We start from the raw sequence: 21,678 nt of genomic DNA on the forward strand, positions 1-21,678 counted from the left end.
ACCCAAGCCGTCCCGGCCTCGTCCACGAGGGCCTCTCCCCTGCCCCAGACGCTCGACGGCCCGTCGCGGCACTTGGAGCGCGGCACTTCCGGCGGAGCGTTACGCGGTCGGCGGCGGAAAGACCCGTTCGCCGTTCGCCGCCTTCGTGATGGCGATGGCCTCGATCGGGCAGGACTCGGCCACCTCCAGGACCAGTTCGGACGCCGGGAGGGTCGCGGACCGCGCACGCCCCTGGCCGCCCTCGTCCAGTTCGAACTCCTCGGGCGCCGAGGCCGCGCACAGTCCGGTCCGGACACACACCCGCTTGTCGACGCTGACCGTCCACCGTTCCGCCGTCACCGGGCTCCTTCGATGACGAGCGGCAGGGTCTTCCAGCCGCGGACGGTCGAGGTCTGGGCCAGTTCGGCGTGGTCCCAGTCCACGGCCCAGCCGGGGAACCGCTGGAGGATCTCCTCCGCCGCCACCCGGCCCTCCAGCCGGGCGAGGGCCGCGCCGAGGCAGTAGTGGGCGCCGACGCCGAAGCTCATGTGCTGGGTGACCCGGTGGATGTCGAAGCGGTCGGGGTCGTCGAAGCGCCGGGGGTCGCGGTTGGCGGCGGCCTGGATGAACAGGATGGCGCTGCCGGCCGGGACCGTACGGTCGTAGAGCTCGACGTCCTTGGTGACGTAGCGCGCGGTGAACGGCCCGGTCGGCTCGAAGCGCAGGATCTCCTCGATGGCGTTGGGGATGAGCGAGGGGTCGGCCGCCAGCTCCCGGCGTGCCTCGGGATGGCGGGCCATCAGGGCGCCGAACCAGCCGATGAGCCGGCCGGTCGTCTCGTTGCCGGCGCCGGCGACGACCGTGCAGTAGGTGAGGACCTCGTCGTCGGTGAGGGTGCGGGTGACGCCGTTCTCGTCCTCGAACTCGGCGGTGATCAGCTCGGTCATGAGGTCGTCGGAGGGGTGCTGCTTGCGCCACTCGATGTAGTCCTTGAAGGCGTCCGTGCTGAGGATGTCCTCGTGGTTGATCCTTCCGCCGCCCTCGGTGTCCAGCGTGTCGTCGGTGTAGTCGCGGATGGCGGGCTGGTCGGCCTCCGGGATGCCCAGCAGCATGCCGATCACGCGCATCGGCATCTCGGCACCGACGGCCTCGACCAGGTCGAACCGCTCGGCGCCGGTGACCGGTTCGAGCGCCCGGCGGCAGAAGGCCCGTACCCGCGGCTCAAGGGTGGCGATCCGGCGGGGTGTGAACACCCGGGCGAGCAGGCGGCGGTGGATGTCGTGGACGGGCGGATCCTCGAAGAGGAGCGTGCCGGGCGGGAGTTCGATGTCCGCCTGGATGATTTCGAGGATGTCGCCACGGGAGGAGGAATAGGTCTGCCAATCCGCTAAACCGCGCTGGACGTCGGAGTGACGGCTGACGGCGTAGAAGTCGTGCCGGTCGTTGTAGTAGAGGGGCGATTCCTCGCGCAGCCGTGCGTAGAGGGGGTAGGGGTCGCGGGCGAGGGCGGGGTCGAAGGGGTCCCAGTAGATCGTGTCGGCGGTGGTCACGGGCACAACTCCTCTGCTGTGCGGCTCACTTGAGCAGGGCTCCTGCCTCGATCGGCAGGGTGACGCCGGTGACGAAACGGGACTCGTCGCGGGCGAGGAAGAGCACGGGTACCCGTGGAGCGAGCCATCGAGGTGGCCCTCCGTTCGCGCTGAACGAGTGTTTAACGCGCGTGCTGAACACCTGTTTAACAGCGGCCGCCCGGAGCCGTCAAGGACAATGAGCGGCATGACTGCGCCTCGCCGTATGGGCACCGAGAACTCCAAGACGCGCCAGGTCCTGCTCGATGTCGCCGAGCGGCTGATGCTGGAGGAGGGCTACGCCTCCGTGGGCATCCGCCGGGTGGCGCGCGAGGCCGAGGTGGCACCGGCGCTGGTGCTGTACTACTTCCGCACGCTGGACGACCTGTTCCTGGCGATGCTGCGACGGCGCGGCGAGCACGAGATGGAGCGGGTCGCTCGCCTGCTGGACGGCCCGCAGCCACTGCACACCCTGTGGCGGATCGCCAGCCACCCGGGCAACGCACTGACCACGGAGTTCGCCGCCCTGGCCAACCACCGCAAGGCGATCCGCACCGAACTCGCCGCCTTCGCCGACCGCTACCGCGAGGCACAACTGGCGGCACTCACCCGACGGCTCACCGAAACGGGCGTCGAACTGCCGCCCGAGGTGTCGCCGGCCGCGCTGCTCGTGCTGACGAACGCCCTCGGCCGGATCATCATGATGGAGAACACGATGGGCATGACGACCCGTCACGCCGAGGCCCTCGACTTCGTGGAGCAGTTCCTCCGGCGCTACGAGGGGACCGCCGCGGACGCCTGAGCGAGCCGGCTGCTACCAACCGGTGGTTTTCGCCTCGCCGTCAGGCCTGCGCGAGAGGGCCGAGAAGTGTGCGACGTCGGTCGGAGCCGCGCTACCGCCGCCGCCAGGGCAGGGCTTCCCGCTCGTCGCTGTCGGCGTCCATGCGCTGGAGGGCGGTGTTGATCGCCTCGCCGATCGCGGCGAACTGGGTCACCTGCTCGGGGGTGATGGCGTCGAAGATGGCGCGGCGGACCGCTTCGACGTGGCCGGGAGCGGCTCGCTCCAGGAGGCCCATGCCGGTCGGGGTGAGCACGGCGAGCTGGTTGCGGCGGTTGGCGGGGTCCTCGCGGCGCTCGACGTAACCGGCCTCCTGGAGACGGGTGACGGCGTGGGTGAGGCGGCTACGGGTGATCTTCAGGCGTTCGGCCAGCTCGGACATGGTCAGGTAGTGGTCCTTGACCGAGGACAGGTGGGCCAGCAGGGTGTAGTCGGCATGGGTCACCCCCGCGTCGCGCCGCAACTGCCGGTTCAGGTGGTCGGACAGGTGGGTGGAGAACTGGACGTAGGCGAGCCACGCCCGTTCTTCCTCGGGGTTCAGCCAGCGTGGCGCCGTCGTGGTCATGGGCTCATGGTAACGTTTCGGTTTTAATTTTCAAACTTTTTCCCTGGGGGTGCTCATCCATCGCGTGGATGAGCCGGATACGGGATTCGGATCGCGTGGGGGATGGCGACCGGGGTTCCGGACGCCGCATAGTCGTCCGTACCCCGCACGTCGCTGTCCGGACCAGCCGCCGGTGCGCGGGTTCCTCCCCGCATGCCGTGCGCCCTCGGTGGCGTCCCCGACGGCATGCCCGCTCCGTTCGCCGTCCCTGGAGTCGCCATGCCCGGTTCCGTGCCCCCGTCCCCCGCCGTGGTGGATGACGACGCTCCGTCACCCGTCGCCGTGTCGGGGCCCGCGCATCTGCTGCGGGTGACCCTGCTGATGGCGGGCAGTTGTCTGCCGATCCTGGGTGCGGTGCTGATCGCCCCCGTCCTGCCGAAGATGCAGGACTACTTCGCGTCGGTGCCCGGGGCCAAGGCCCTGGTGCCGCTCGCGCTGACCGTTCCGGCGCTGGCGCTGGCGCTGCTGGCGCCGTTCGCCGGAGTGATCGTGGACCGGCTGGGCCGCAAGCGCCTGCTGATCGTGGCGACCTTGCTGTACGCCGTGTTCGGCACGGCCCCGCTGTGGCTGCACTCGCTCGGCGCGATCATCGCCAGCCGCGCGCTGGTCGGTGTCTGCGAGGCCGCGATCATGACCTGCTGCACCACGCTGATCGGCGACTACTACTCCGGGCAGCGCCGGGTGAAGTACCTCGCCCTGCAGACCATGTGCGCCTCCGCCTCGGCCACCGTCTTCTTCGTGCTCGGCGGCGCGGCCGGATCGGCGGGCTGGCGGGTGCCGTTCTGGGTGTACGCCGTGAGCCTGGTCCTCGCGCCGCTGATGGCCTCCGCGCTGCCGAGCCCGGCGGTCGGCGGTACGGCCCCTGCCCAGGCGTCCGCCGAGGGCCGACGTTCCTTCCCCTGGCGGCAGTTGAGGGGCGTCTGCGCCCTGACCTTCTTCGGCGCGATGGTCTTCTACACCGTTCCGGTCGAGATGTCGTACCTCCTCGACGACCTCGGCGTGCAGAACTCCGGCGTGATCGGACTGGCCACGGCCGTCGCGAGTGCGGCGACCGTGGGCGGTGCCGTCACCTTCGCCCGGCTGGGGCGCTCCCCCGACCCGATGCTGCCCGGGGTGCTCGCCGTGTGCGCGGTGGGATTCGGGGTGATGTTCCTGGCGGGCAGCGCGCCGCTGCTGGTCGTCGGGGCGGTCGTCAACTGCGTCGGTACCGGGATGCTGTTGCCGGCGCTGCTGACCAGCGCGATGTCGCGGCTGGCGTTCGAGGACCGGGGGCGGGGCACGGGGCTGTGGATGGCGGCGTTCTTCGGTGGGGAGTTCGTGTGCCCGCTGGTGCTGCTGGGCGGGGAGTCGGCGGTCGGTTCTCTTGCCGGTGCGGTGGGCCTGCTGGGGGTGGCTTGTGCGCTGGTGGCGGCGGGGCTGTTCGCGGTCCGGCGGCGGGCAGGGGCGGTGGATTCCCGGCCGTTGCCCGAGCAGTTGGCCTGAGGCGGAGGACGCCTGCGGATGAGCCGCAGTCGTGTGTGTGGCGACTGCGGCACCGTGGGGGCCGATCGCGCAGTTCCCCGCGCCCCTAGAGGGGCGCCTTGGCGGACGTCAGACTCGCCCCCACCTCCGCCGCCTTCTTGCGCAGCCAGATGTGGGCCGCGTCCTGGGCGTGCACCGGGTGCCACCACATCGCCTCCTGGACCGGGACCGCCTCGAAGGGGCAGGGCAGGACGCGTACCGCGGCGGAGCGGACCACCTTGCGGGCGAGGCGTTCCTGGATCATCGCCACTCTGCGGGTGCCCTCGACCATGAAGGGCAGCAGTTGGAAGGTCTGTACGGAGACCTCGACGTGGGGGCTGATGCCGAGCATGCTGAGCTGGCGTGCGGCGGGGGCGTCGTAGGGGCGCTGGTAGACCGCCCACGGCAGTTCGGCCAGGTGGTCGAGGGTGAGGGCGTTGCCGACCTCGGGGTTGTCGTCGGCGACCATGCACAGCCAGCGGTCCTGGTGGAGGTCGACCGCCGGGAAGCCGTCGATGATGCCGTGCGGCAGCAGCAGTCCGTCGATGGTGCTCAGGATGGTCGCGGTGTTCTCCTCGACGTTGGGCTGCAGGTGCCGGAACGTGAGGCGGATGCCGGGCGCCTCCCGGTGCATGGCCCGCGCGAGCGCGGCGCCGAAGACGGCCGTGCCGTAGTCGGAGCCGAGCAGCGTGAACTCGCGGGTCTCCGCCGCCGGGTCGAAGTCGGGCTGGCTGGAGAACACCCGCTCCAGCAGGTCGCAGGCGGTCGCGCTGCGGTCCCGCAGGGAGGCGCCGAGCGGGGTCAGCTCATAGGCGTTTCCGGTGCGCGCGAGCAATTCGTCGTCGAAATGGCGGCGCAGTCGGGCCAGTGCCGCGCTCATGGCCGGCTGGCTCAGTCCGATGCGCTCGCCGGCCCGCGTGACATTGCGTTCCTCCAGCAGTGCCCGTAGGGCGACGACCAGGTTGAGGTCGAGTCGGGACAGGTTCACCGGGTACCGCCTAGCCAGTCGAGAGCCATCCGTGTCATGGATTCGGCACATCCACAGGATCTATTTCCTTGATTCGCCGATCAGGGCCACAGTAGACCGCAACCCAGCAGGAGGAAATCTGATGGCAACGCTCGCGCAACCTGCCGGCCCGTTCGCGCTCGGCACGTTCTCCGCCCCGGACCGGGAGCCGTTCCCCGGTCTGCTGGCCAGGGAACGGGTGCTCGACCTGAGCAGGGCGCTGGACTGGGCGCCGACCGGCCTGCGCGCCGTGGTGGAACGGTGGGAGGAGACCCTCCCCGTGCTGTACGCCCTGGCGGACGACGTGGCCCTGGACTGGCAGCCGCTGGCGGGCCTGCGGGTGCACGCGCCCGTCGAGCCGCGGCAGATCTTCCAGTCCGGTGCCAACTACCGGCAGCACGTGATCGACCTGGAGGTCGCCCACCGCTCCCCCGACGACCCGCGCACGGTCGAGGAGGCGCGGGCGGAGATCGCCGCGGTGATGGACCGGCGGGCGGCCGAGGACCTGCCGTACGTCTTCATCGGTCTGCCGAGTACGATCGCCGGGCCGTACGACGATGTCGTCCTCCCCGCCTGGGCCGAACAGCCGGACTGGGAGCTGGAGTTGGCGGCCGTCATCGCCAGGCCGGCGTACCGGGTGACCATCGAGGAGGCCCTGGAGTTCGTCGCCGGGTACACGATCGCCAACGACCTGACCGACCGGGCGAGCGTGTTCCGCCGGGACATGAAGGCCATCGGCACCGACTGGCTGCGCTGCAAGAACGCGCCCGGTTTCACGCCGCTGGGGCCGTGGCTGGTGCCGGCCGCGTCGATCGCCGACCCCGGTGATCTGCGGGTGACGTTGAAGCTGAACGGCGACACCATGCAGGACGAGTCGACGAAGGACATGCTGTTCGGGGTCGCCCGGCTGGTGTCGTACATCTCGCGGACTGCGCAACTCCTGCCCGGCGACCTGGTGTTGACGGGCGGCCCGGCCGGCAACGGCATCCACTGGGGGCGGCTGCTGCGCGACGGCGACGTGATGGAGGGCTCCGTCACCGGGCTCGGTGTCCAGCGCACCCGGTGTGTCACGGAGGACGCCTCGTGAACCGGGACGACCCCGAGGGCGCGATCGCCGAGGCCGCCAAGGCGTACTCCAACTGGGGGCGTTGGGGCGAGGACGACGTGCTGGGGACGCTGAACTTCCTGGACGAGGCGAAGCGGCGCGAGGGTGCCGCGCTGGTGCGGCGGGGGGTCAGCTTCTCGCTGTCGCAGGCCTTCGACATGGACGGCCCGCAGAAGGGCTGGCGCCGGCGGACCAACCCGGTGCACACGATGCTGGACACCGGTACCGACGCGGCGCTCGGCAACCAGGGCTTCCCGCACGGCATCGGCGGCGCCGACGACGTGATCGCGATGCCGTTGCAGTGCTCGACCCAGTGGGACGGGCTCGGGCACATCTTCGACCACGGCAAGGCCTGGAACGGCCGGGACGCGGCACGCACGGTCACCTCCGACGGCGACCTCGTCACCGGCATCGAGCACATGGCGCCGTACGTCGCCGGGCGCGGGGTACTCCTTGACGTGGGCCAAGTGGTCGGCACCGACGGTGAGTTGCCCGACGGGTTCCCGATCACCGAGGAGCACCTGACGGCCACCGCCGAGGCGCACGGGGTGGCCGTGGGCCGCGGGGACATCGTCCTCGTCCGTACGGGCCGGCTCGCCCGGGCCCGGCGCGAGGGCTGGGGCGAGTACGCGGGCGGGCCCGCGCCGGGGTTGTCGTTCACCACCGCCGGGTGGCTGCACGGCACCGAGATCGCCGCGATCGCCACCGACACCTGGGGCTTCGAGGTACGGCCCAACGAGTTCGAGAACGCCTTCCAGCCGCTGCACCAGGTCGCCATCCCCAACATGGGGCTGCTCATCGGCGAGATGTGGGACCTCGACGCCCTCGCGGCCGACTGCGCGGCCGAGGGCGTGTACGCGTTCTGGCTGACCGCGGCGCCCCTGCCGATCACCGGGGCCGTGGGGTCCCCCGTCAACCCCATCGCCGTCAAGTAGCCCCGCACACCCGCATCGTCCAGGGCCCGCGTCCGCGCGGGCGACGGAGCCGCATCCACGCCGCCCGAAGTCGCGCGGCCCAACCCGGGAGGTATCCCCCGAGATGGCTGACAGCCTCACCCCTACCGTCCTCGTCGTCGGCGGAGGCACCTCCGGCAACGCCCTGACGGTCCTGCTGCGCCGGGCCGGGATCGCCGTCGATCTCATCGAGTCGAGCCCCGACTGGAAGGCGGCGGCCGGTTCCGGCATCACCCTGCAGGGCAACGCGCTGCGTGTGCTGCGCGAGGTCGGCGTCTTCGAGGACATCGAGAAGGACGGCTATGCCGCCAGCGGTGTCGCCGTCCTCGCCCCTGACGGCACCGTGCTGCACGCCCACGAGGAGCTGCGCACGGGCGGCGACGAACTGCCCTCGCACATCGGCATCCAGCGCCCCAGGCTCCAGCAGCACCTGATCGACCGGGTGCGCGCCTGTGGCGCCGGCATCCGGCTCGGCATCACGGCCACCGCGTTCGACCAGGACGACAGGGGCGTGGACGTCACCTTCTCGGACGGCACCAGCCGCCGTTACGACCTGGTCGTGGGTGCCGACGGCCTGCACTCCGCCACGCGCCGCATGATCGGCATCACGGACGAGCCGAAGCCCGTCGGCATGGGCATCTGGCGGGCCCCGGCCCCTCGCCCGGCCGGTGTCTCCCGCACCGAGATGATCTACGGCGGGCGCTGCTTCATAGCCGGTTACTGCCCGACCAGCGAGGACACGGTCTACACGTACCTCGTCGAGCGGGCCCGCGACCGCGCCGCCATCGACCCGGCCACCTACGCGGACGAGATGCGGGCGCTCAGCGAGAGCTACGGCGGCGCGTGGGTGGAGCTGCGCGAGGCGTTCACCGATCCCTCGGTCGTCAACCACACCTGGTTCGACCGGCACCTGGTCGAGGGGCCGTGGCACCGCGGCCGAGTCGTGCTCGTCGGGGACGCCGCCCACGCCTGCCCGCCCACCTTCGCCCAGGGCGCCGCGATGTCCCTGGAGGACGTCCTGATCCTGGCCGAGTCCCTGACCGGCCTGGACGACTGGGACGCCGAGTCCCTCGACCGGGTGCTCACCGGCTACCACGCCCGGCGGCTGCCCCGGGTGAGCATGGTCGTCGAGGCCTCCTGCCTGCTCGCCGACTGGCTGCTGGAGGGCCGGCGCGACGCGGACGTGCCCGGGCTGATGGGCCGTACGCTCACCGCTCTCAAGGAACTGCCGTGACCGGGTCCGAGTCGATCCCGACGATCGACGTCCACGCCCATCTCCTGCTCCCGGACGTGGAGGAGGCCGTCGCCGGTCAGCCCGGGCTCGCGGAGGCCCGCGCCCTGGACGCCCGGCGCAACGGGCCGGCGGCGCTGGCCGTCAACGGGCCCATGGTCGGGCAGCGGGTGCCCCGGCTGACGGACGTCGCGGTGCGCCTGGCCGCGATGGACGCGCAGAGTGTGGACGTGCAGCTGGTGAGCCCCTCGCCGTCGCACTACCACTACTGGGCCGACGCCCAACTGGCCGACAGAATCTGCCGGTTGGCCAACGAGGGCACGGCGCAGCACTGTGCGAAGGCACCGGACCGGCTCTACGGCCTCGGGCTGGTGCCGCTCCAGCACCCGGAGCTGGCGCCGGCGCTACTCGACGACGCGCTGGAGCAGGGGCTGCGAGGCGTGGAGATCTCCTCGCACGCGCCCGGCCGCGAACTGTCGGATCCGGCGTACGGAACCTTCTGGTCCCGGGCCGAGGAGACGGGTGCGCTGGTCTTCCTGCACCCGTTCGGCTGCACGCTCGACGAGCGCCTGGACCAGTGGTACCTCTCCAACACCGTGGGTCAGCCCGCCGAGAACGCGGTGGCGCTCTCGCACCTGGTCTTCTCCGGTGTCCTGGACCGCCATCCGGGACTGAAGCTGATCGCGGCGCACGGCGGCGGCTATCTCCCCACCCACCTGGGCCGCTCCGACCACGCCTGGCGGACCCGCACCGACGCGCGCGGCTGCGCACGGGAGCCGAGCAGCTACCTGAAACAGCTGTACTTCGACTCCCTCGTCCACGACCCGTACGTGCTGCGGGAGTTGGTCCGCGTCGCGGGTGCCGACCGGGTGCTGCTCGGCTCGGACTTCCCCTTCGACATGGGCACGGAGGATCCGCTCGGCGCGCTGCGGGCGGCCCGGCTGCCCGACCCCGACTTCCATGCCGTTCGCGGTGGCACCGCCGCCGTACTGCTGAATCTGTTCTGAGGAGGAACCCCCCATGAGCAACCGTCTGCTCACCCACCTCCGGCACGTCGACCTCGCCGTGCCCGACTACGACAAGCAGCTGGACTTCTACGCCGGTGTCTGGGGTCTGACCAAGGTCGCCGAGGACTCGGGCATCTCCTTCCTGGCCGCCGAGGGCTCGCCCGAGCAGTACGTCGTCCGGCTCCGCAAGGCCGACGAGAAGCGCCTCGACCTGGTGTCGTACGGTGCGGCCTGCGCCGCGGACGTCGACACCCTCGCCGGGCAACTGCTCGCCAGCGGCGTGCAGTTGATCTCGCAGCCGGGCAAGGTCGAGACACCCGGGGGCGGTTACGGCTTCCGGTTCTTCGACGTGGACGGCCGGACCATCGAGGTCTCCGCGGACGTCGAGGTACGGCAGCACCGGAAGATCGAGGAGAAGGAGTCGATCCCGGTCAAGCTGTCACACGTCGTCCTCAACTCCCCCGACCTGAACCGGACCCGGGCCTGGTACGAGGAGCACCTCGGCTTCCGGCTCTCCGACACGCTGAGCTCGCCGCACATGGGCAAGGTCATGCACTTCATGCGGATCTCCAGCCGGCACCACTCCATGGCGCTCGCGAAGGGCCCGCACACCTCGCTGCACCACGTCTCCTTCGAGATGCGCGGCATCGACGAGTACATGCGCGGCTCCGGCCGGGTGATCCGGGCGGGCTTCAAGAAGGTCTGGGGTCCGGGCCGGCACATGGCGGGCGACAACACCTTCACGTACTTCCTCGACCCGCACGGCAACACGGTCGAGTACACGACCGAGCTGGAACTCCTCGACGAGGACACCTGGCACCCGAGCGTGTACGACTTCTCCAGGCCCGAGGTCACCGACCAGTGGGGCACGGCGAACCCGATGAACGAATTGGTGGCCAAGGAGTCGTTCAACGACGTCGACCGCGGTGTCTTCGTGGCCCCGCCGGTCTGACCGTCCCGGCTCGTTCCACCCGCCTTCGCTTTCCCGACGACAGGACCTGCCATGCGTTTCGCCACATACGAGTACCGCACCCGACGCCAGGTGGCCGTCGTCGAGGCGGACGGCACGCTCTACCCGCTGCCCGGTGTCAGCTCGCTGACGGGACTGCTCGCCGCGGGCGGCGGCCTGTCCGGACTCCTCGATGCCGGCGCCGCGATACTCGACGTGCCGGCCGGGCCGAACGTCTCCGAGGTGCGGCTGCTGCCCCCGCTCCAGCCGCCCACGGTACGGGACTTCGTCACCTTCGAGGAGCATGTCGAGGGCGTACGGAAGTCCATCGACGGCAACGCGGGCGTGCCGGAGCAGTGGTACGCGGCGCCGACCTTCTACTTCACCAACCCCTACGCGGTGTACGGCCCGCACGACGACATCCCGGTGCCGCCCGGGGCGCGGGTGCTGGACTTCGAACTGGAGGTCGCCGCGGTGATCGGCCGCGAGGGCCGCGACCTCACCCCCGAGCAGGCCCGCGAGCACATCGTCGGCTACACGGTCTTCAACGACTGGTCCGCCCGCGATCTCCAGTCCGCCGAGATGAAGGTGAACCTGGGCCCGTGCAAGGGCAAGGACACCGCCACCACGCTGGGCCCGTACCTGGTCACCGCCGACGAGTTCGAGAAGTGCCGCGACGAGGACGGCCTCCTGCGGCTCGCGCTCACCGCCTCGGTGAACGGCGAGGTGGTCGGCGAGGACCTGCTGTCCAACATGAGCTGGACCTTCGAGGAGATGGTCGCCTACGCCTCCCGCGGCACCTGGGTACGGCCCGGTGACGTCCTCGGCTCGGGCACCTGCGGCAACGGCGGCTGCCTGGCGGAGCTGTGGGGGGTGCGGGGCAGGCAGGACCCGCCGCCGCTCAAGCCGGGCGACACCGTCACGCTCACCGTCGAGGGCATCGGCAGCGTCTCCAACACGGTGGTCGCCGGCCCCGAGCCGCTGCCCCTGCCCGCGGCCCGGCGCCGTACCCGTGAGCGGCCGTGAGCGACCCCCTCGACGGCCCTCAGCCGCTCCGGGGGGTGAGGGCCGCGTCAAGCGGGGTGCTGTCGGTGCCGCTGTCGGTGCCGGTCTTCGCGGTGGTCAGAACGCCCCGACGCCGTTGGGCGAACCGACTCCGCTCGGACCGTCGTAACCGGACAGGCCGGAGCACAGGTACTCCGACGAGCAGGTGCCGTTGAGACCGGAACCCACGTCGTACAGCGAGTGGCCGGGCGCCGTGTACAGGCGCCGGGCCGGCAGGCCGGAGGTGTGGCCGGTCAGGCCGTAGATCCCGGCGATGACCGGCGCCGACACGCTGGTGCCGCCGACGACCAGCCAGCCTCCGGCGGCCGAGTCGTAGACCGCGACACCGGTGTCGGGGTCGGCGACCGCGGAGACGTCCGAGACGGTGCGGTGGGCGCAGTAGCCGTCGTGCTGCCAGGACGGCTTGGCGGTGAAGCGCGAGCAGCCGCTCCCGGCGTCGCCCCAGGCGGTCTCGTTCGTACGGGTGCCCGAGGCGTCCAGGGTGAGGGAGGTGCCGCCCACGGCGATCACCGAGTCGAACGCGGCGGGGACGGACACGCCGTAGCCGAGGTCACCGCTGCTCGCGGTGATCGCGACGCCCGGGTGCTGGTAGTACTTGGCCTGGATCTGTGCGTTGTCGGCCCCCTCGTCGCCGCCGTAGGAGTTGGAGACGACCTTCGCGCCGAGCTTCACCGCGGTGTTGACGGCGGTGCCGAGGTCGTCGAAGGTGGCGGAGTCGGCGCCGACGTAGAGGATCGAGCAGGTCGGGCAGGCCGCCGAGACCATTTCCAGGTCGAGCATCTCCTCGGTGCCCCAGCCGGAGTTCGCGGTGGGCAGTTGCGAGGTGCCGTCCTGGCCGACCTGGGTCAGGTGGATCGGGCCGAGGCCGAACCGTTCGCGATAGGCGTTCAGTGACTTCTGCGCGTCGGGGTTGGCGTAGGCGTCGACGACCGCGACGGTCGTCCTGCCGGTCAGGCCCTTCAGCCCGTAGGCGCTCTGCAACTGGGCGGGCGTGTAGCCGTCCTCGTAGTCGGTCGTCGCCAGCGGCTTCAGCGCGGAGTCGGTGACCACCTGGGCGTTGCAGCTCGCGTAGCCGGGCCGCGGGGCCGCCGCGCAGGCGGTGGCCGTGCGGTGGGCGGTGTTCAGGAGGGGGTGCCGGCCGGCGAGCTGCGAGCTGTGCGCCGACGACGTGGCCCGAGTCCGCCCGGTCCTGCCGTAGGGCGACGGTGTGTCGGCCGTCGGGGGCTCGCCCTGCGAGGTCGTCCTGCGGGCCGAGGGTGCGACCTGGCCGAGGATCCCACCGGGACCGGGCTTCGCGGCCCCGTCCTCGTAGACGAAGCCGACGCCGGACACGAAGTCCGGCTCCGCGACCATGGGTGCCCCCACCAGCGCGGTGTGCCCGTCGGCCGAGAGCGCAAGACCGGTGCCGGCGCCGCCGGTCGTGCCGCGGAACTCCGACGGTACGAGCGTCGCGTGCTGCGTGTAGCCGGTGCGGGAGCTGTTCCGGACAAAGATCGCGGCAGCGCCGTACAGCCCGTTGCGGGACGGCAGGCCTACGCCGACGACCGAGCCGTCACCGGAGATGTCGACCGCGATGGCGTCGGACATGAAGTCGCGCTTGCCGCCGGCCTGCAGTTCGCCGGTCGGGGTCCAGGACCCGCCGGTGAGCCGGTAGGTGTAGGCGACGCCGGTGCCGTGATACGGCGCGCCCACCACGAGGCTGTCGCCCGTCCCGGCGAGCGCGACGGCCTCGCCGAACCGCTCGTTCGCGGCGCCGTCGGGGGCGGTCAGCTCGCCGGTTTGGGTCCAGTCCCCGTCCTCGCGGGTGAAGGTGTAGACGGCGCCCTTGTCCTTGTTCCGGCTCATCGCGCCCACCGCGAGGGCTTTGCCGTCGTACGACAGGGAGACGCCGTTCGCGTAGCCGAAGCGGTCGCCCGCGACACCGTCCGGCGCCTGCAGTTCGCCGCCGCTGCTCCAGCCGTCCGCGGTCCTGTCGTAGACGAAGACCGAGCCCTGGTTGTTGTAGCGCGCGAAGTCGCCGGCGGCGACGGTCGATCCGTCACCGGAGACGCTCACCGAGAAGCCGAGGTCGTCGAACAGGCCACCGCCCGCGGGCGCCTTGAACTCCGCGTCCTGCTTCCAGCCGGTGTCCTGTCTGCCGAAGACGTAGACGCGGCCGCGCGAGCCGAGCCCGCCGGCGGCGATGGTCCGGCCGTCGTCGGACACCGATACGGCGAAACCTATCTCGGCGAACTGCACGTCGGTCTGCGTCAGTACGGCGTCCTGCCGCCAGGTGCCGCCGGACTTGTGGAAGACGTAGACGGCGCCCTCGTAGTAGTTGGCGTCGGGCGCCCCGAGCACCGCGGTCGAGCCGTCGGCCGACAGCGCGGACGAGTAGCCGATGGTGGCGCCGAGACCCGCGTTCGCGGTCAGCGTCTGGGTCAGACCGCTCCGCTTCCAGGCGTGGGCCGGGTGGTTCGAGGGGTGGTGTCCCGCGTCGGTCGACTGCCCCGCGGGGAGCCCGGCGGGGACGGCGGTGGCCGGAGCGACGGCCGCGGAGTCGAGGGCGGACGCACCCAGCAGGAGCGACGCGACGGCCACCAGGGCGCTGGGGGCGCGTCTAGGTCGTGTGCGCATGGGAGAGCCTTTCGTATGGGTGGCAACGGGCGGAAGGAGCACGGACGTTGCGTCAGCCGAGGTTCAGGTCCGCGTCGTCGACGAAGAAGGACGTCGCGAGCGAGCTGTTCTCCTTGCCGGTCCAGGTGAGCGTCACGGTCTTCCCGGCGTAGGCCGACAGGTCGACGGTGCGCTCGACGTACCCGGTGCCCTGGTCGGTGTTGGAGAACGCCTGGAGGGTGTGCCCGTCGGCGGTCACCGTAAGGGTGTCGCGGGCGCGCTTCGCGCTCTCGTAGCTGGAGATCCGCAGCTGGTAGTCCAGCGTGGCCCTGCACTTGGCCGGGATGACCACCTGCTGGGACAGGGTGGCGGTGTGCGCGGTGCCGTAGCCGTCGAGCCAGGCGTAGCCGGAGCCGCCGTGCGCGTAGGTGCCGTCGGCGTTGACCACGCCGTCGCTCGCGGTCCAGCCCGCGTCCCCGTACTCGAAGCCGGGGTTGAGCAGGACCTGGCCGAAGCAGCCGGTGCCGTTGCCGATGACGGTCCAGGTGAACGACGTGGACGCGGTCGCGCCGGTGCCGTCGGAGACCTTGACGGTGACGTTGCCGACGCCACCGGCGCTGGGTGTACCCGAGATCAGGCCGGTGGCCGCGTCGATCGTGAGCCCGGGCGGCAGGCCGGTGGCCGCGTAGGCGAGCGTGGCGGTCGGGGAGGAGTCGGTCGCCTGGATCTGCAGACTGGCGGCCGTACCGGCGGTGCCGCTCTGGTTGCCGGGGCCGGTGACGGTGATCTTGTTGCCCGCCTTGAAGGCGGTCAGGCCGTCGGGGGTGCCGAGCCCGGTGGGGCCGTCCCATCCGGTGGCCGCGGTGCACAGCAGCGACGGGGTGCAGGTGCCGTTGTCGCCGGACGTCACGTCGTTCAGTCCGCCGTTGTGCGTGTACGGGTTCGACGCGGGCTGGTCGTCGGCACCGGGCGTGCCGGCGAGGGCGTACACGGCCGCGATGATCGGCGCGGACGCGCTGGTCCCGCCGTACACCGCCCAGCCGTCGCCTCCGTATGTCTGGTACACGGCCACGCCGGTTGCCGGGTCCGCGACGGCGGAGACGTCGGTGTCGGCGCGACGGCCGCACACCGTGTCGGGTACGACGCCCTGCCAGGACGGCTTGCTCTCGTCGCTGGAGCAACCCGAGCCGGTGCCGTCTCCGGTGCCGCCCCACACCGACTCGGTCCAGCCGCGGGTGCCGGACGCCCGGGTGAGGGACGTACCGCCGACCGAGACCACACGGTTGGACGTGGACGGGTAGATCGGCCCGGCGCTGTAGCCGCTGTCGCCGCTCGATGCGGTGTAGACGACGCCGGAGGACCGGAGGTACGTGGTGTCGTAGCTGGATTCGTCACCGGACTCCGGGCCGCCGAAGCTCATCGAGACGTACTTGATGCCCAGGTCGGTGGCCTTCTTGACCGCACCGAACAGGTTGTCCGCGGTGTTGTCGTCGGACTCGATCAGGGTGATGTGGCAGGAGGGGCATGTCGCGGAGACCATGTCGAGGTCCAGCGAGATCTCACCCGCCCACCCGCCGTCCGGGGACGGCAGCGGGCTTGTCTGCCCGTTCTGGTTCAGCTTCGTGAAGCAGCCGTTGTCGGTGGTGCAGGCCGGCAGGCCGTACTGGGACCGGTAGGCGGCGAGGTCGGACTCGGCGGTCGGGTCGTCGAAGGCGTCGACGACGGCGATCGTGGCCGCCGTGTCACTGTCCGGCAGGTTGTACGCCGAGTGCAGGTCACCGGGGCCGTAGCCGTCGGGGGTGGCGTCCGTCGCGAGGGCCTTGGCCTCCTTGACGTCGGTGCGTCTCAGGGCGAAGCACGTGTAGTGCCCGGGCGTCACGGCCTGGGCGCAACTCGGTGCCGCCGAGGGAGAGTCGGCCGCCGTCGTGCCGGCCTGAGCCGCGGCGCCGCTCAGTACGAGCACCGACGCCGCCGCCAGGGCAGCGAGGGCGTGTTTCACGGGTACCTCCAAGGGGTGTGGGCAGCGCGGCGCCAGTGCCGAGGGGGAGCGTGAAAAACCGGGGGCCGCGCAGCACCGTGAGGGAGTGCGCACCGTTCTTCGGTGCCGGAGAGTCTGCCAGCGCGCGCCGGAACGCAGGTCACAGGTCGCGGGGTGAATGAATTCCCGGGACAGGTGAAATAAAGGGCGGCCGGGAACGGCCGACGACACCCAACATTCGCCCCTCGGCCCTCGACGACCAGCGACCAGCGACCAGCGACCAGCGACCAGCGACCAGCGACCGCAGCCTCGTCACCGATCGTGGTCGTCCGGCACCAACTCCGCTGCCGCGCGTGCGAGTTCGGCGCGTGTGGACACCCCGAGCTTCTGCTTGGCGGACTTCACCTGGGACTGGACGGTGTGGGGCGACTTGAACAGCTTCAGGGCGATGGCGGAGTCCGTCTCACCGGCCGCCACAAGCCGGACCACCTCCCGCTCGCGGGGCGAGAGCCGGGCACCGTAGCCCTTCCTGCCGCGCCGCCCCGGCCCGCGGGTCTCGACCCCTGCCGTCCGCAGCGCCGCCGCCACCCGCTCAGCGTGGACGGTCGCGCCCAGCCGGGTGTACCGCCGCAGGACGTCCCGGAGTTCGGCGACCGTCTCCTGCCGGGCACTCTCCGGCAGGCACCGGGCCGCCGCCTCCAGCTCGCGCGCCTCCTCGTGCGGGCGCGGCAGTGCCCGCCAGGCCCCGGCCGCCTGCCGGTGCAGGGCCCGGGCCCGGGGCAGGTCGCCGGCGGCGTGCGCGAGCAGCGCCCGGCAGCTGAGCAGCGCCGCGTCGGCGGCCGGCGCGCTGCCGCCGCCGACCCCCGAGGCCATCGCGTCCACCACCGCCAGGGCCTCTTCCCGGCTGCCGGTGAGCAGCAGGGCGCGTACCCGGGCGGGCACGAGGTCGGTGCCCCACAGCCACACCCCGGTACGTTCGATCAGCGAGAACGGCTCCAGCGTCAGTGCGAGGGCTTCTTCCGGATCACCGTCGCCCAGTGCCACCTCGGCCAGGACCGCGCAGGCCTCCATGACCAGTTCGGGACCCAGCCGGCTGGCCGGGTGGTCGAGCACCTCCCGCAGCCGGCGGCGTGCGTCGTCGCTCCGGCCCTCCGCGACGAGGAGCCGCGCCTCGACGACCTCGGCGTCCAGCCGATCGCCGCCGACGGAGCGGGCGGCGGCCACGAGCGCCGCCGCCCGCTCCCGCAGCCCCTCCCAGGAGCCCTCCACATAGTCCAGGTGCAGGCTGATGTCCTCCAGTTCGGCCGACACCACGGGGTAGTCGTAGGTGTGCGCGAGTTCGAACGCGGCCGACAGGGCCGTCCGAGCCGTCGCGTACCGGCCCCAGATCAGCGCGCAGTGGCCGATGTTGCCCAGTCCGCGGGCCGCGTTCAGCCGGTCCCCGACCTTGATGTCGCGGGTCGGGATCCTGGCCGCCTCCCGCCAGCCGTCCACCGACCCGAAGCGCAGCAGCACGGTCGCCAGATCGGAGGTGAGCCGCAGTTCGGAAGCGGCATCGCGGTCCTGCAGCAGCCGGGCGGCCTGCTGCAGCCACGCCTGGCGGGTGGCAAACGACCAGGTGGGCCACGACAGATGAACGCTGTTGATCATCGCCTGCCCGGCGAGGAGCGGCTCGTCCGCGAGCAGCGGAACCGCACGCCGTGTCTCCTCGGCCGCCTCGCTCATCCGATCCTCCAGGATCAGGACCCGGGCCAGCAGCCAGCGCACCCGGCCCTGGTCCAGCCGCGAGAGCCCCGGGACCTCCGCGGCGCGCCGCAGGACCTCCTCGACCGCGCGGTAGGGCTCGACGCCGCGGAACACCGCGAAGGGTATCTTCGCCACGATCCGGGTCAGATCCGCGGGCTCCTGCACAGTGACGGTGGCGAGTTCCAGCAGGATGTTCGCCGCGGTCAGGTCGTCGGCGCGGGCCAGCGCCAGGTCGGCCACCTGCTCGGCGTACCGGGCCCAGCCCGCCGTGTCACCGGACAGCTTCAGATGCCGGGCCAGCCGCACGACGGGCGGTGCGGGTAACGCGCCCAGCGCCGCGGCCGCCCGGGCGTGCAGACGCGACCGCTCGCCGAGCGGCACCTGATCGGCGACGGCGTCCAGGACCAGCGCGTGGCGGAAGGAGATCTCGCCACCGTCCGCCGGGCTCAACAGGTGGGCCGCCAGCAGGTCGTCGACCGCCGTGCTGGCCTCCTGGTGGTCGAGGCCCGTCACTGTGGCGAGCAGCGGGACCGTGGCCGGCTCGGCGAGCACGGCCAGTGCCCAGCCCGCCAACCGGGCCGCCTCCGTGAGCCGTTCGGTCCGTGCGGCCACCGACTCGCGCAGGCTGGCGGGCGGCGCGAGGGCGCCGATGCTCGCCGTACTCCGTTGCACCCCACCGGGGTTGGAGCGCATCTGGTCGTTCAGAGTGCGGACCAGGTCCTCCAGCAGCAGCGGAATGCCCTGTGTGCGCTGGTGCAGCAGGTCGGCGACGCGCGGCGAGACGAGCGGCCCCCGCAGCATCGACGCCACGAACTTCTCGGTGCCGGCCGGGTCCAGCGGGCCCAGCGGGATCACCCGGCCGGTGCCGCCGGCCGCGATGCGCAGGATCCGGGCCACCAGGTGCGGGTCCGGTCGCTCCTCGGTGCGCCAGGTCTCCACCACCCGTACGGGCGCGTCCCCGTCGACGGTGGCCAGGTGCAGCAGGAACTCGTGGGTGGCATGGTCCGCCCAGTGGGCGTCGTCCAGCACCACCGTATGGAAGCCCAGGGTCCGCACCAGCTCGGCGAGTGCCCTGAACAGACGGTGCCGCTCGAGCGCGCTGCTCTCCGCGGGCGGCAGCGGCTCGGGCAGGATGTCCCACCACTCCGGGAACAGCGGCCGCAGCGCCCCGGCGAGCCGCCCCAGCCGGCGGGGGTCGGGCGGCGTCGGGGCGAGCGCCTCCACCAGCGTCCCCATGGGGAACGGTGTGGTGACCGGCGGACACCGCAGCAGCAGGACACCACCGCCGGTGCCGACCGCGTCCGGCAGGGTCTCATGGACGAAACGGGACTTGCCGATCCCGGCCTCGCCCTCGATGACGACCAGCCGGGTCGAGGGCCGCGCCAACGTCTCCCGAAGCCACTGCTGTTCGACGTCCCGGCCGACGAAGGCAGGCGAGGGCACGCTGTGCGTGACGTGCGATCCACCCATACGGTTTCCCGACATTTGCCTCATTCCAAATATGTCAGCTTGAGAGGCTTGCACCGCGCACCTGCGGGTCGATGCTGCCCAATCACGGGAAAACCGATGCCGCCTCGGGGCCGACTCCATTACGCCGTCAGGAAGTGAAAAATGTCCGGCCCTTTGTACGGGGCGGCTGCTGTTTCAGGCGGACGTGCTCGCTGAGGGTGTCCCAGCCGATACCGACCCGTTGCGCCTTGCAGCCGAGGAATTGTCTCCGCCATCCGGTATCGCGATGCCGCTCTCCACCACCCCCTCGGTCAATCTCTGGAGAACCATCTCTGCGCATCAGCGCTTGAGTTCGAGGTGGCTGATTTCATCGATTTCGAGCAGATCGAGCGGAGGGGGCCATTTCGGCGGAGCCGGTGCGGGACGGCAGTTCCCCCTGCACGCCGACGCGGGGCTGGACGAGGGGGCGTTCCGGGAGGTGCGCCGCATCGGCCCGCCTCACGTGAGCAGCCCGCGCAGGGCGGTGCCGACGAGGGCGATCCCCTCGTCGATCTCGTGGGCCGGACCGGCCGCGTAACCGAGCACCAGCCCCGGCGGTCCGGAGCTCATACGGTGCCACGACAGCGGGTGCACCTTGACGCCCAGGTCGAGCGCCGCCGCCGCAAGGTCGGTGTCGCCGAGGTCGCCTCCGCGCATCTCGTCGAAGGTGACCATCAGGTGCAGGCCCGCGGCCGCGCCGTGGACCCGGGCGCCGGGCAGGTGTGCCCGGACGGCCCGCAGCATCGCGTCCCGCCGTCGCCGGTGCCGCAGCCGGACGTGGCGCAGGTGCCGTTCCAGCTCGCCGGAGTCCATCAGGCGGGCGAGGACGAGTTGGGTGAGGATGCCGTTGCCCAGGTCCGCGTAGCGTTTGGCGGTCACGACGGCGTCCAGCCGGTCCGGCGGCACGAGCAGCCAGCCGACGCGGAGGGCGGGCGCCAGCAGCTTGGACACGCTGCCCGCGTAGCAGACGCCTTCGGGCATCAGCGAGCGAAGGGCCGGTACCGGCGGCCGGTCGTAACGGTGCTCGGCGTCGTAGTCGTCCTCGATCACCACCCCGCCGTCGGCCGCCCAGTCCAGCAGTTCCCGTCGGCGTTCCCCGTCCAGGACCACTCCGGTGGGGAACTGGTGGGCCGGGGTCAGCAGCACCGCGCGGGCTCCACCGGCCCGCAGCACCCCGACATCGAGGCCCTTCGGGTCCACCGGGACGGGAACGACCGTATGCCCGTGGTACTCCAACTGCTGGCGTGCGCCGAGCGATCCGGGGTCCTCGACCGCGATACGGCGGATGCCGTCCGCCAGCAGCATCCGGCCGAGCAGTCCGAGGGCCTGGGCCACGCCCGCGACCACCACCACCTCGTCCGGGTCGGCGCGGATGCCACGGTTGCGGGCCAGCCAGCCGACCACGGCCCGGCGCAGAGCGGGGGCGCCCCGGGGATCGCCGTAGCCGAAGTCGGCGGGGGTGACGTCGGCCAGTACGGCACGCTCGGCGCGCAGCCAGCTCGTGCGGGGGAACGCGGCCAGGTCGGGGACGCCCGGGGAGAGATCGATACGGCACGGCAGTGCCCGCAGGGCGTCGACGACACCCTCGCGGTCGGCCGACCCGAAGAGCACGGGCCCGGGCTCCGGTGTCCCGCGGCCGCGGTCACGAGGCGCCGCGGGCACCGCCACGACCACCGTGCCGAGCCGGCCGCGACCGGCGATCTGACCGGACTCGGCGAGCCGCCGGTAGGCCTCGGTGACCACACCCCTGGTGACGTTCAGCTCGTCGGCGAGCACCCGGCTGGCGGGCAGCCTGGTTCCCACCGGCAGGCGGCCGTCGGCGATGGCCGACCGCAGCCGGTCGGCGAGCCAGGCGGTACGCCCACCGGGCGGCGCCTGGCCGATGTCCAGCTGGAGGAAGTCCGATCCGCCGGCCTCGCCGGGACTTGCCGTGCCGTCTCCCGTGGTGGCCGCCTCCGACGGCGGCCCATCGGACGGCCCGGCCGCCCGGCGCGGACTTTTGGACCCCTCGGAGACCGGCTTCGTGGACCTGCCCATGGCATCCATTGTGGGGGCAGGGTGAAGGA

At 71.9% G+C, this 21,678-nt stretch carries 16 protein-coding genes; 8 read left to right on the forward strand and 8 right to left on the reverse strand.

Going from position 1 to position 21,678, the window contains the following annotated elements; all coding sequences use genetic code 11:
• Positions 1 to 99 precede the first annotated feature (99 nt).
• Together AB0D85_RS09930 and AB0D85_RS09935 are read right to left on the reverse strand one after the other, a co-directional pair.
• Positions 100 to 339 (reverse strand): ferredoxin, encoded by a 240-nt coding sequence (locus tag AB0D85_RS09930; RefSeq protein WP_362316387.1) that lies wholly within the window; start codon positions 337 to 339, stop codon positions 100 to 102.
• The gene (locus tag AB0D85_RS09935; RefSeq protein WP_362316390.1) at positions 336 to 1,529 is read right to left on the reverse strand and encodes a cytochrome P450; all 1,194 of its coding nucleotides are present in this window, start codon (positions 1,527 to 1,529) and stop codon (positions 336 to 338) included. The genes AB0D85_RS09930 and AB0D85_RS09935 overlap by 4 nt, the downstream gene beginning before the upstream one ends.
• Positions 1,530 to 1,755: 226 nt before the next feature.
• Here AB0D85_RS09935 and AB0D85_RS09940 point away from each other — a divergent pair, with 226 nt between their 5' ends.
• Positions 1,756 to 2,349: a helix-turn-helix domain-containing protein gene (locus AB0D85_RS09940; protein WP_362316393.1), complete on the forward strand. Its 594-nt coding sequence runs from the start codon at positions 1,756 to 1,758 to the stop codon at positions 2,347 to 2,349.
• Positions 2,350 to 2,440: 91 nt separating this feature from the next.
• Here the strand turns inward: AB0D85_RS09940 and AB0D85_RS09945 are convergent, their stop codons facing one another.
• On the reverse strand, positions 2,441 to 2,950 hold the full coding sequence (locus AB0D85_RS09945; protein WP_362316396.1) for a MarR family winged helix-turn-helix transcriptional regulator: 510 nt from the start codon (positions 2,948 to 2,950) through the stop codon (positions 2,441 to 2,443).
• Positions 2,951 to 3,208: 258 nt separating this feature from the next.
• Between AB0D85_RS09945 and AB0D85_RS09950 the strand changes: the two genes are divergently transcribed.
• The gene (locus tag AB0D85_RS09950; RefSeq protein WP_362316399.1) at positions 3,209 to 4,471 is read left to right on the forward strand and encodes an MFS transporter; all 1,263 of its coding nucleotides are present in this window, start codon (positions 3,209 to 3,211) and stop codon (positions 4,469 to 4,471) included.
• 85 nt (positions 4,472 to 4,556) lie between these two features.
• Here the strand turns inward: AB0D85_RS09950 and AB0D85_RS09955 are convergent, their stop codons facing one another.
• The gene (locus AB0D85_RS09955) at positions 4,557 to 5,477 is read right to left on the reverse strand and encodes a LysR family transcriptional regulator (protein ID WP_362316401.1); all 921 of its coding nucleotides are present in this window, start codon (positions 5,475 to 5,477) and stop codon (positions 4,557 to 4,559) included.
• 121 nt (positions 5,478 to 5,598) lie between these two features.
• Here AB0D85_RS09955 and AB0D85_RS09960 point away from each other — a divergent pair, with 121 nt between their 5' ends.
• The 6 genes from AB0D85_RS09960 (at position 5,599) to AB0D85_RS09985 (ending at position 11,766) form a co-directional block, all read left to right on the forward strand.
• On the forward strand, positions 5,599 to 6,582 hold the full coding sequence (locus AB0D85_RS09960; RefSeq protein WP_362316404.1) for a fumarylacetoacetate hydrolase family protein: 984 nt from the start codon (positions 5,599 to 5,601) through the stop codon (positions 6,580 to 6,582).
• Positions 6,579 to 7,535: a cyclase family protein gene (locus AB0D85_RS09965; RefSeq protein WP_362316407.1), complete on the forward strand. Its 957-nt coding sequence runs from the start codon at positions 6,579 to 6,581 to the stop codon at positions 7,533 to 7,535. The genes AB0D85_RS09960 and AB0D85_RS09965 overlap by 4 nt, the downstream gene beginning before the upstream one ends.
• Before the next feature lie 103 nt (positions 7,536 to 7,638).
• The gene (locus AB0D85_RS09970) at positions 7,639 to 8,787 is read left to right on the forward strand and encodes an FAD-dependent oxidoreductase (protein WP_362316410.1); all 1,149 of its coding nucleotides are present in this window, start codon (positions 7,639 to 7,641) and stop codon (positions 8,785 to 8,787) included.
• Positions 8,784 to 9,791 (forward strand): amidohydrolase family protein, encoded by a 1,008-nt coding sequence (locus tag AB0D85_RS09975; protein ID WP_362316413.1) that lies wholly within the window; start codon positions 8,784 to 8,786, stop codon positions 9,789 to 9,791. Before AB0D85_RS09970 ends, AB0D85_RS09975 begins: the two co-directional genes overlap by 4 nt.
• A gap of 13 nt (positions 9,792 to 9,804) precedes the next feature.
• Complete coding sequence (locus AB0D85_RS09980; RefSeq protein WP_362316415.1) at positions 9,805 to 10,743, forward strand: VOC family protein; 939 nt, start codon at positions 9,805 to 9,807, stop codon at positions 10,741 to 10,743.
• 51 nt (positions 10,744 to 10,794) lie between these two features.
• Positions 10,795 to 11,766, forward strand: coding sequence for a fumarylacetoacetate hydrolase family protein (locus tag AB0D85_RS09985; RefSeq protein WP_362316418.1), 972 nt, complete (start codon positions 10,795 to 10,797; stop codon positions 11,764 to 11,766).
• Positions 11,767 to 11,862: 96 nt separating this feature from the next.
• Here AB0D85_RS09985 and AB0D85_RS09990 read toward each other — a convergent pair whose 3' ends face one another.
• The 4 genes from AB0D85_RS09990 to AB0D85_RS10005 form a co-directional block, all read right to left on the reverse strand.
• Positions 11,863 to 14,421 (reverse strand): hypothetical protein, encoded by a 2,559-nt coding sequence (locus AB0D85_RS09990; protein ID WP_362316421.1) that lies wholly within the window; start codon positions 14,419 to 14,421, stop codon positions 11,863 to 11,865.
• A 52-nt stretch (positions 14,422 to 14,473) separates the two neighbouring features.
• On the reverse strand, positions 14,474 to 16,399 hold the full coding sequence (locus tag AB0D85_RS09995) for a putative Ig domain-containing protein (RefSeq protein WP_362316424.1): 1,926 nt from the start codon (positions 16,397 to 16,399) through the stop codon (positions 14,474 to 14,476).
• Between the two features lie 291 nt (positions 16,400 to 16,690).
• Entirely contained in the window at positions 16,691 to 19,594 is a 2,904-nt protein-coding gene (locus tag AB0D85_RS10000; RefSeq protein ID WP_362316427.1) for an AAA family ATPase, read from the reverse strand.
• Between the two features lie 477 nt (positions 19,595 to 20,071).
• Entirely contained in the window at positions 20,072 to 21,658 is a 1,587-nt protein-coding gene (locus AB0D85_RS10005) for a PLP-dependent aminotransferase family protein (RefSeq protein WP_362316430.1), read from the reverse strand.
• Between the last annotated feature and the right edge of the window lie 20 nt (positions 21,659 to 21,678).

This window comes from Streptomyces sp. NPDC048277, assembly GCF_040652235.1.
Lineage (GTDB): Bacteria > Actinomycetota > Actinomycetes > Streptomycetales > Streptomycetaceae > Streptomyces.

Bases quoted from the DNA above. Each gene is read 5' to 3' on its own strand.
- AB0D85_RS10005 (WP_362316430.1), bottom strand. From the start codon at position 21,658: ATGGATGCCATGGGCAGGTCCACGAAGCCGGTCTCCGAGGGGTCCAAA.
- AB0D85_RS10000 (WP_362316427.1), bottom strand. From the start codon at position 19,594: ATGGGTGGATCGCACGTCACGCACAGCGTGCCCTCGCCTGCCTTCGTC.
- AB0D85_RS09980 (WP_362316415.1), top strand. From the start codon at position 9,805: ATGAGCAACCGTCTGCTCACCCACCTCCGGCACGTCGACCTCGCCGTG.
- AB0D85_RS09945 (WP_362316396.1), bottom strand. From the start codon at position 2,950: ATGACCACGACGGCGCCACGCTGGCTGAACCCCGAGGAAGAACGGGCG.
- AB0D85_RS09990 (WP_362316421.1), bottom strand. From the start codon at position 14,421: ATGCGCACACGACCTAGACGCGCCCCCAGCGCCCTGGTGGCCGTCGCG.
- AB0D85_RS09985 (WP_362316418.1), top strand. From the start codon at position 10,795: ATGCGTTTCGCCACATACGAGTACCGCACCCGACGCCAGGTGGCCGTC.
- AB0D85_RS09940 (WP_362316393.1), top strand. From the start codon at position 1,756: ATGACTGCGCCTCGCCGTATGGGCACCGAGAACTCCAAGACGCGCCAG.
- AB0D85_RS09960 (WP_362316404.1), top strand. From the start codon at position 5,599: ATGGCAACGCTCGCGCAACCTGCCGGCCCGTTCGCGCTCGGCACGTTC.
- AB0D85_RS09970 (WP_362316410.1), top strand. From the start codon at position 7,639: ATGGCTGACAGCCTCACCCCTACCGTCCTCGTCGTCGGCGGAGGCACC.
- AB0D85_RS09950 (WP_362316399.1), top strand. From the start codon at position 3,209: ATGCCCGGTTCCGTGCCCCCGTCCCCCGCCGTGGTGGATGACGACGCT.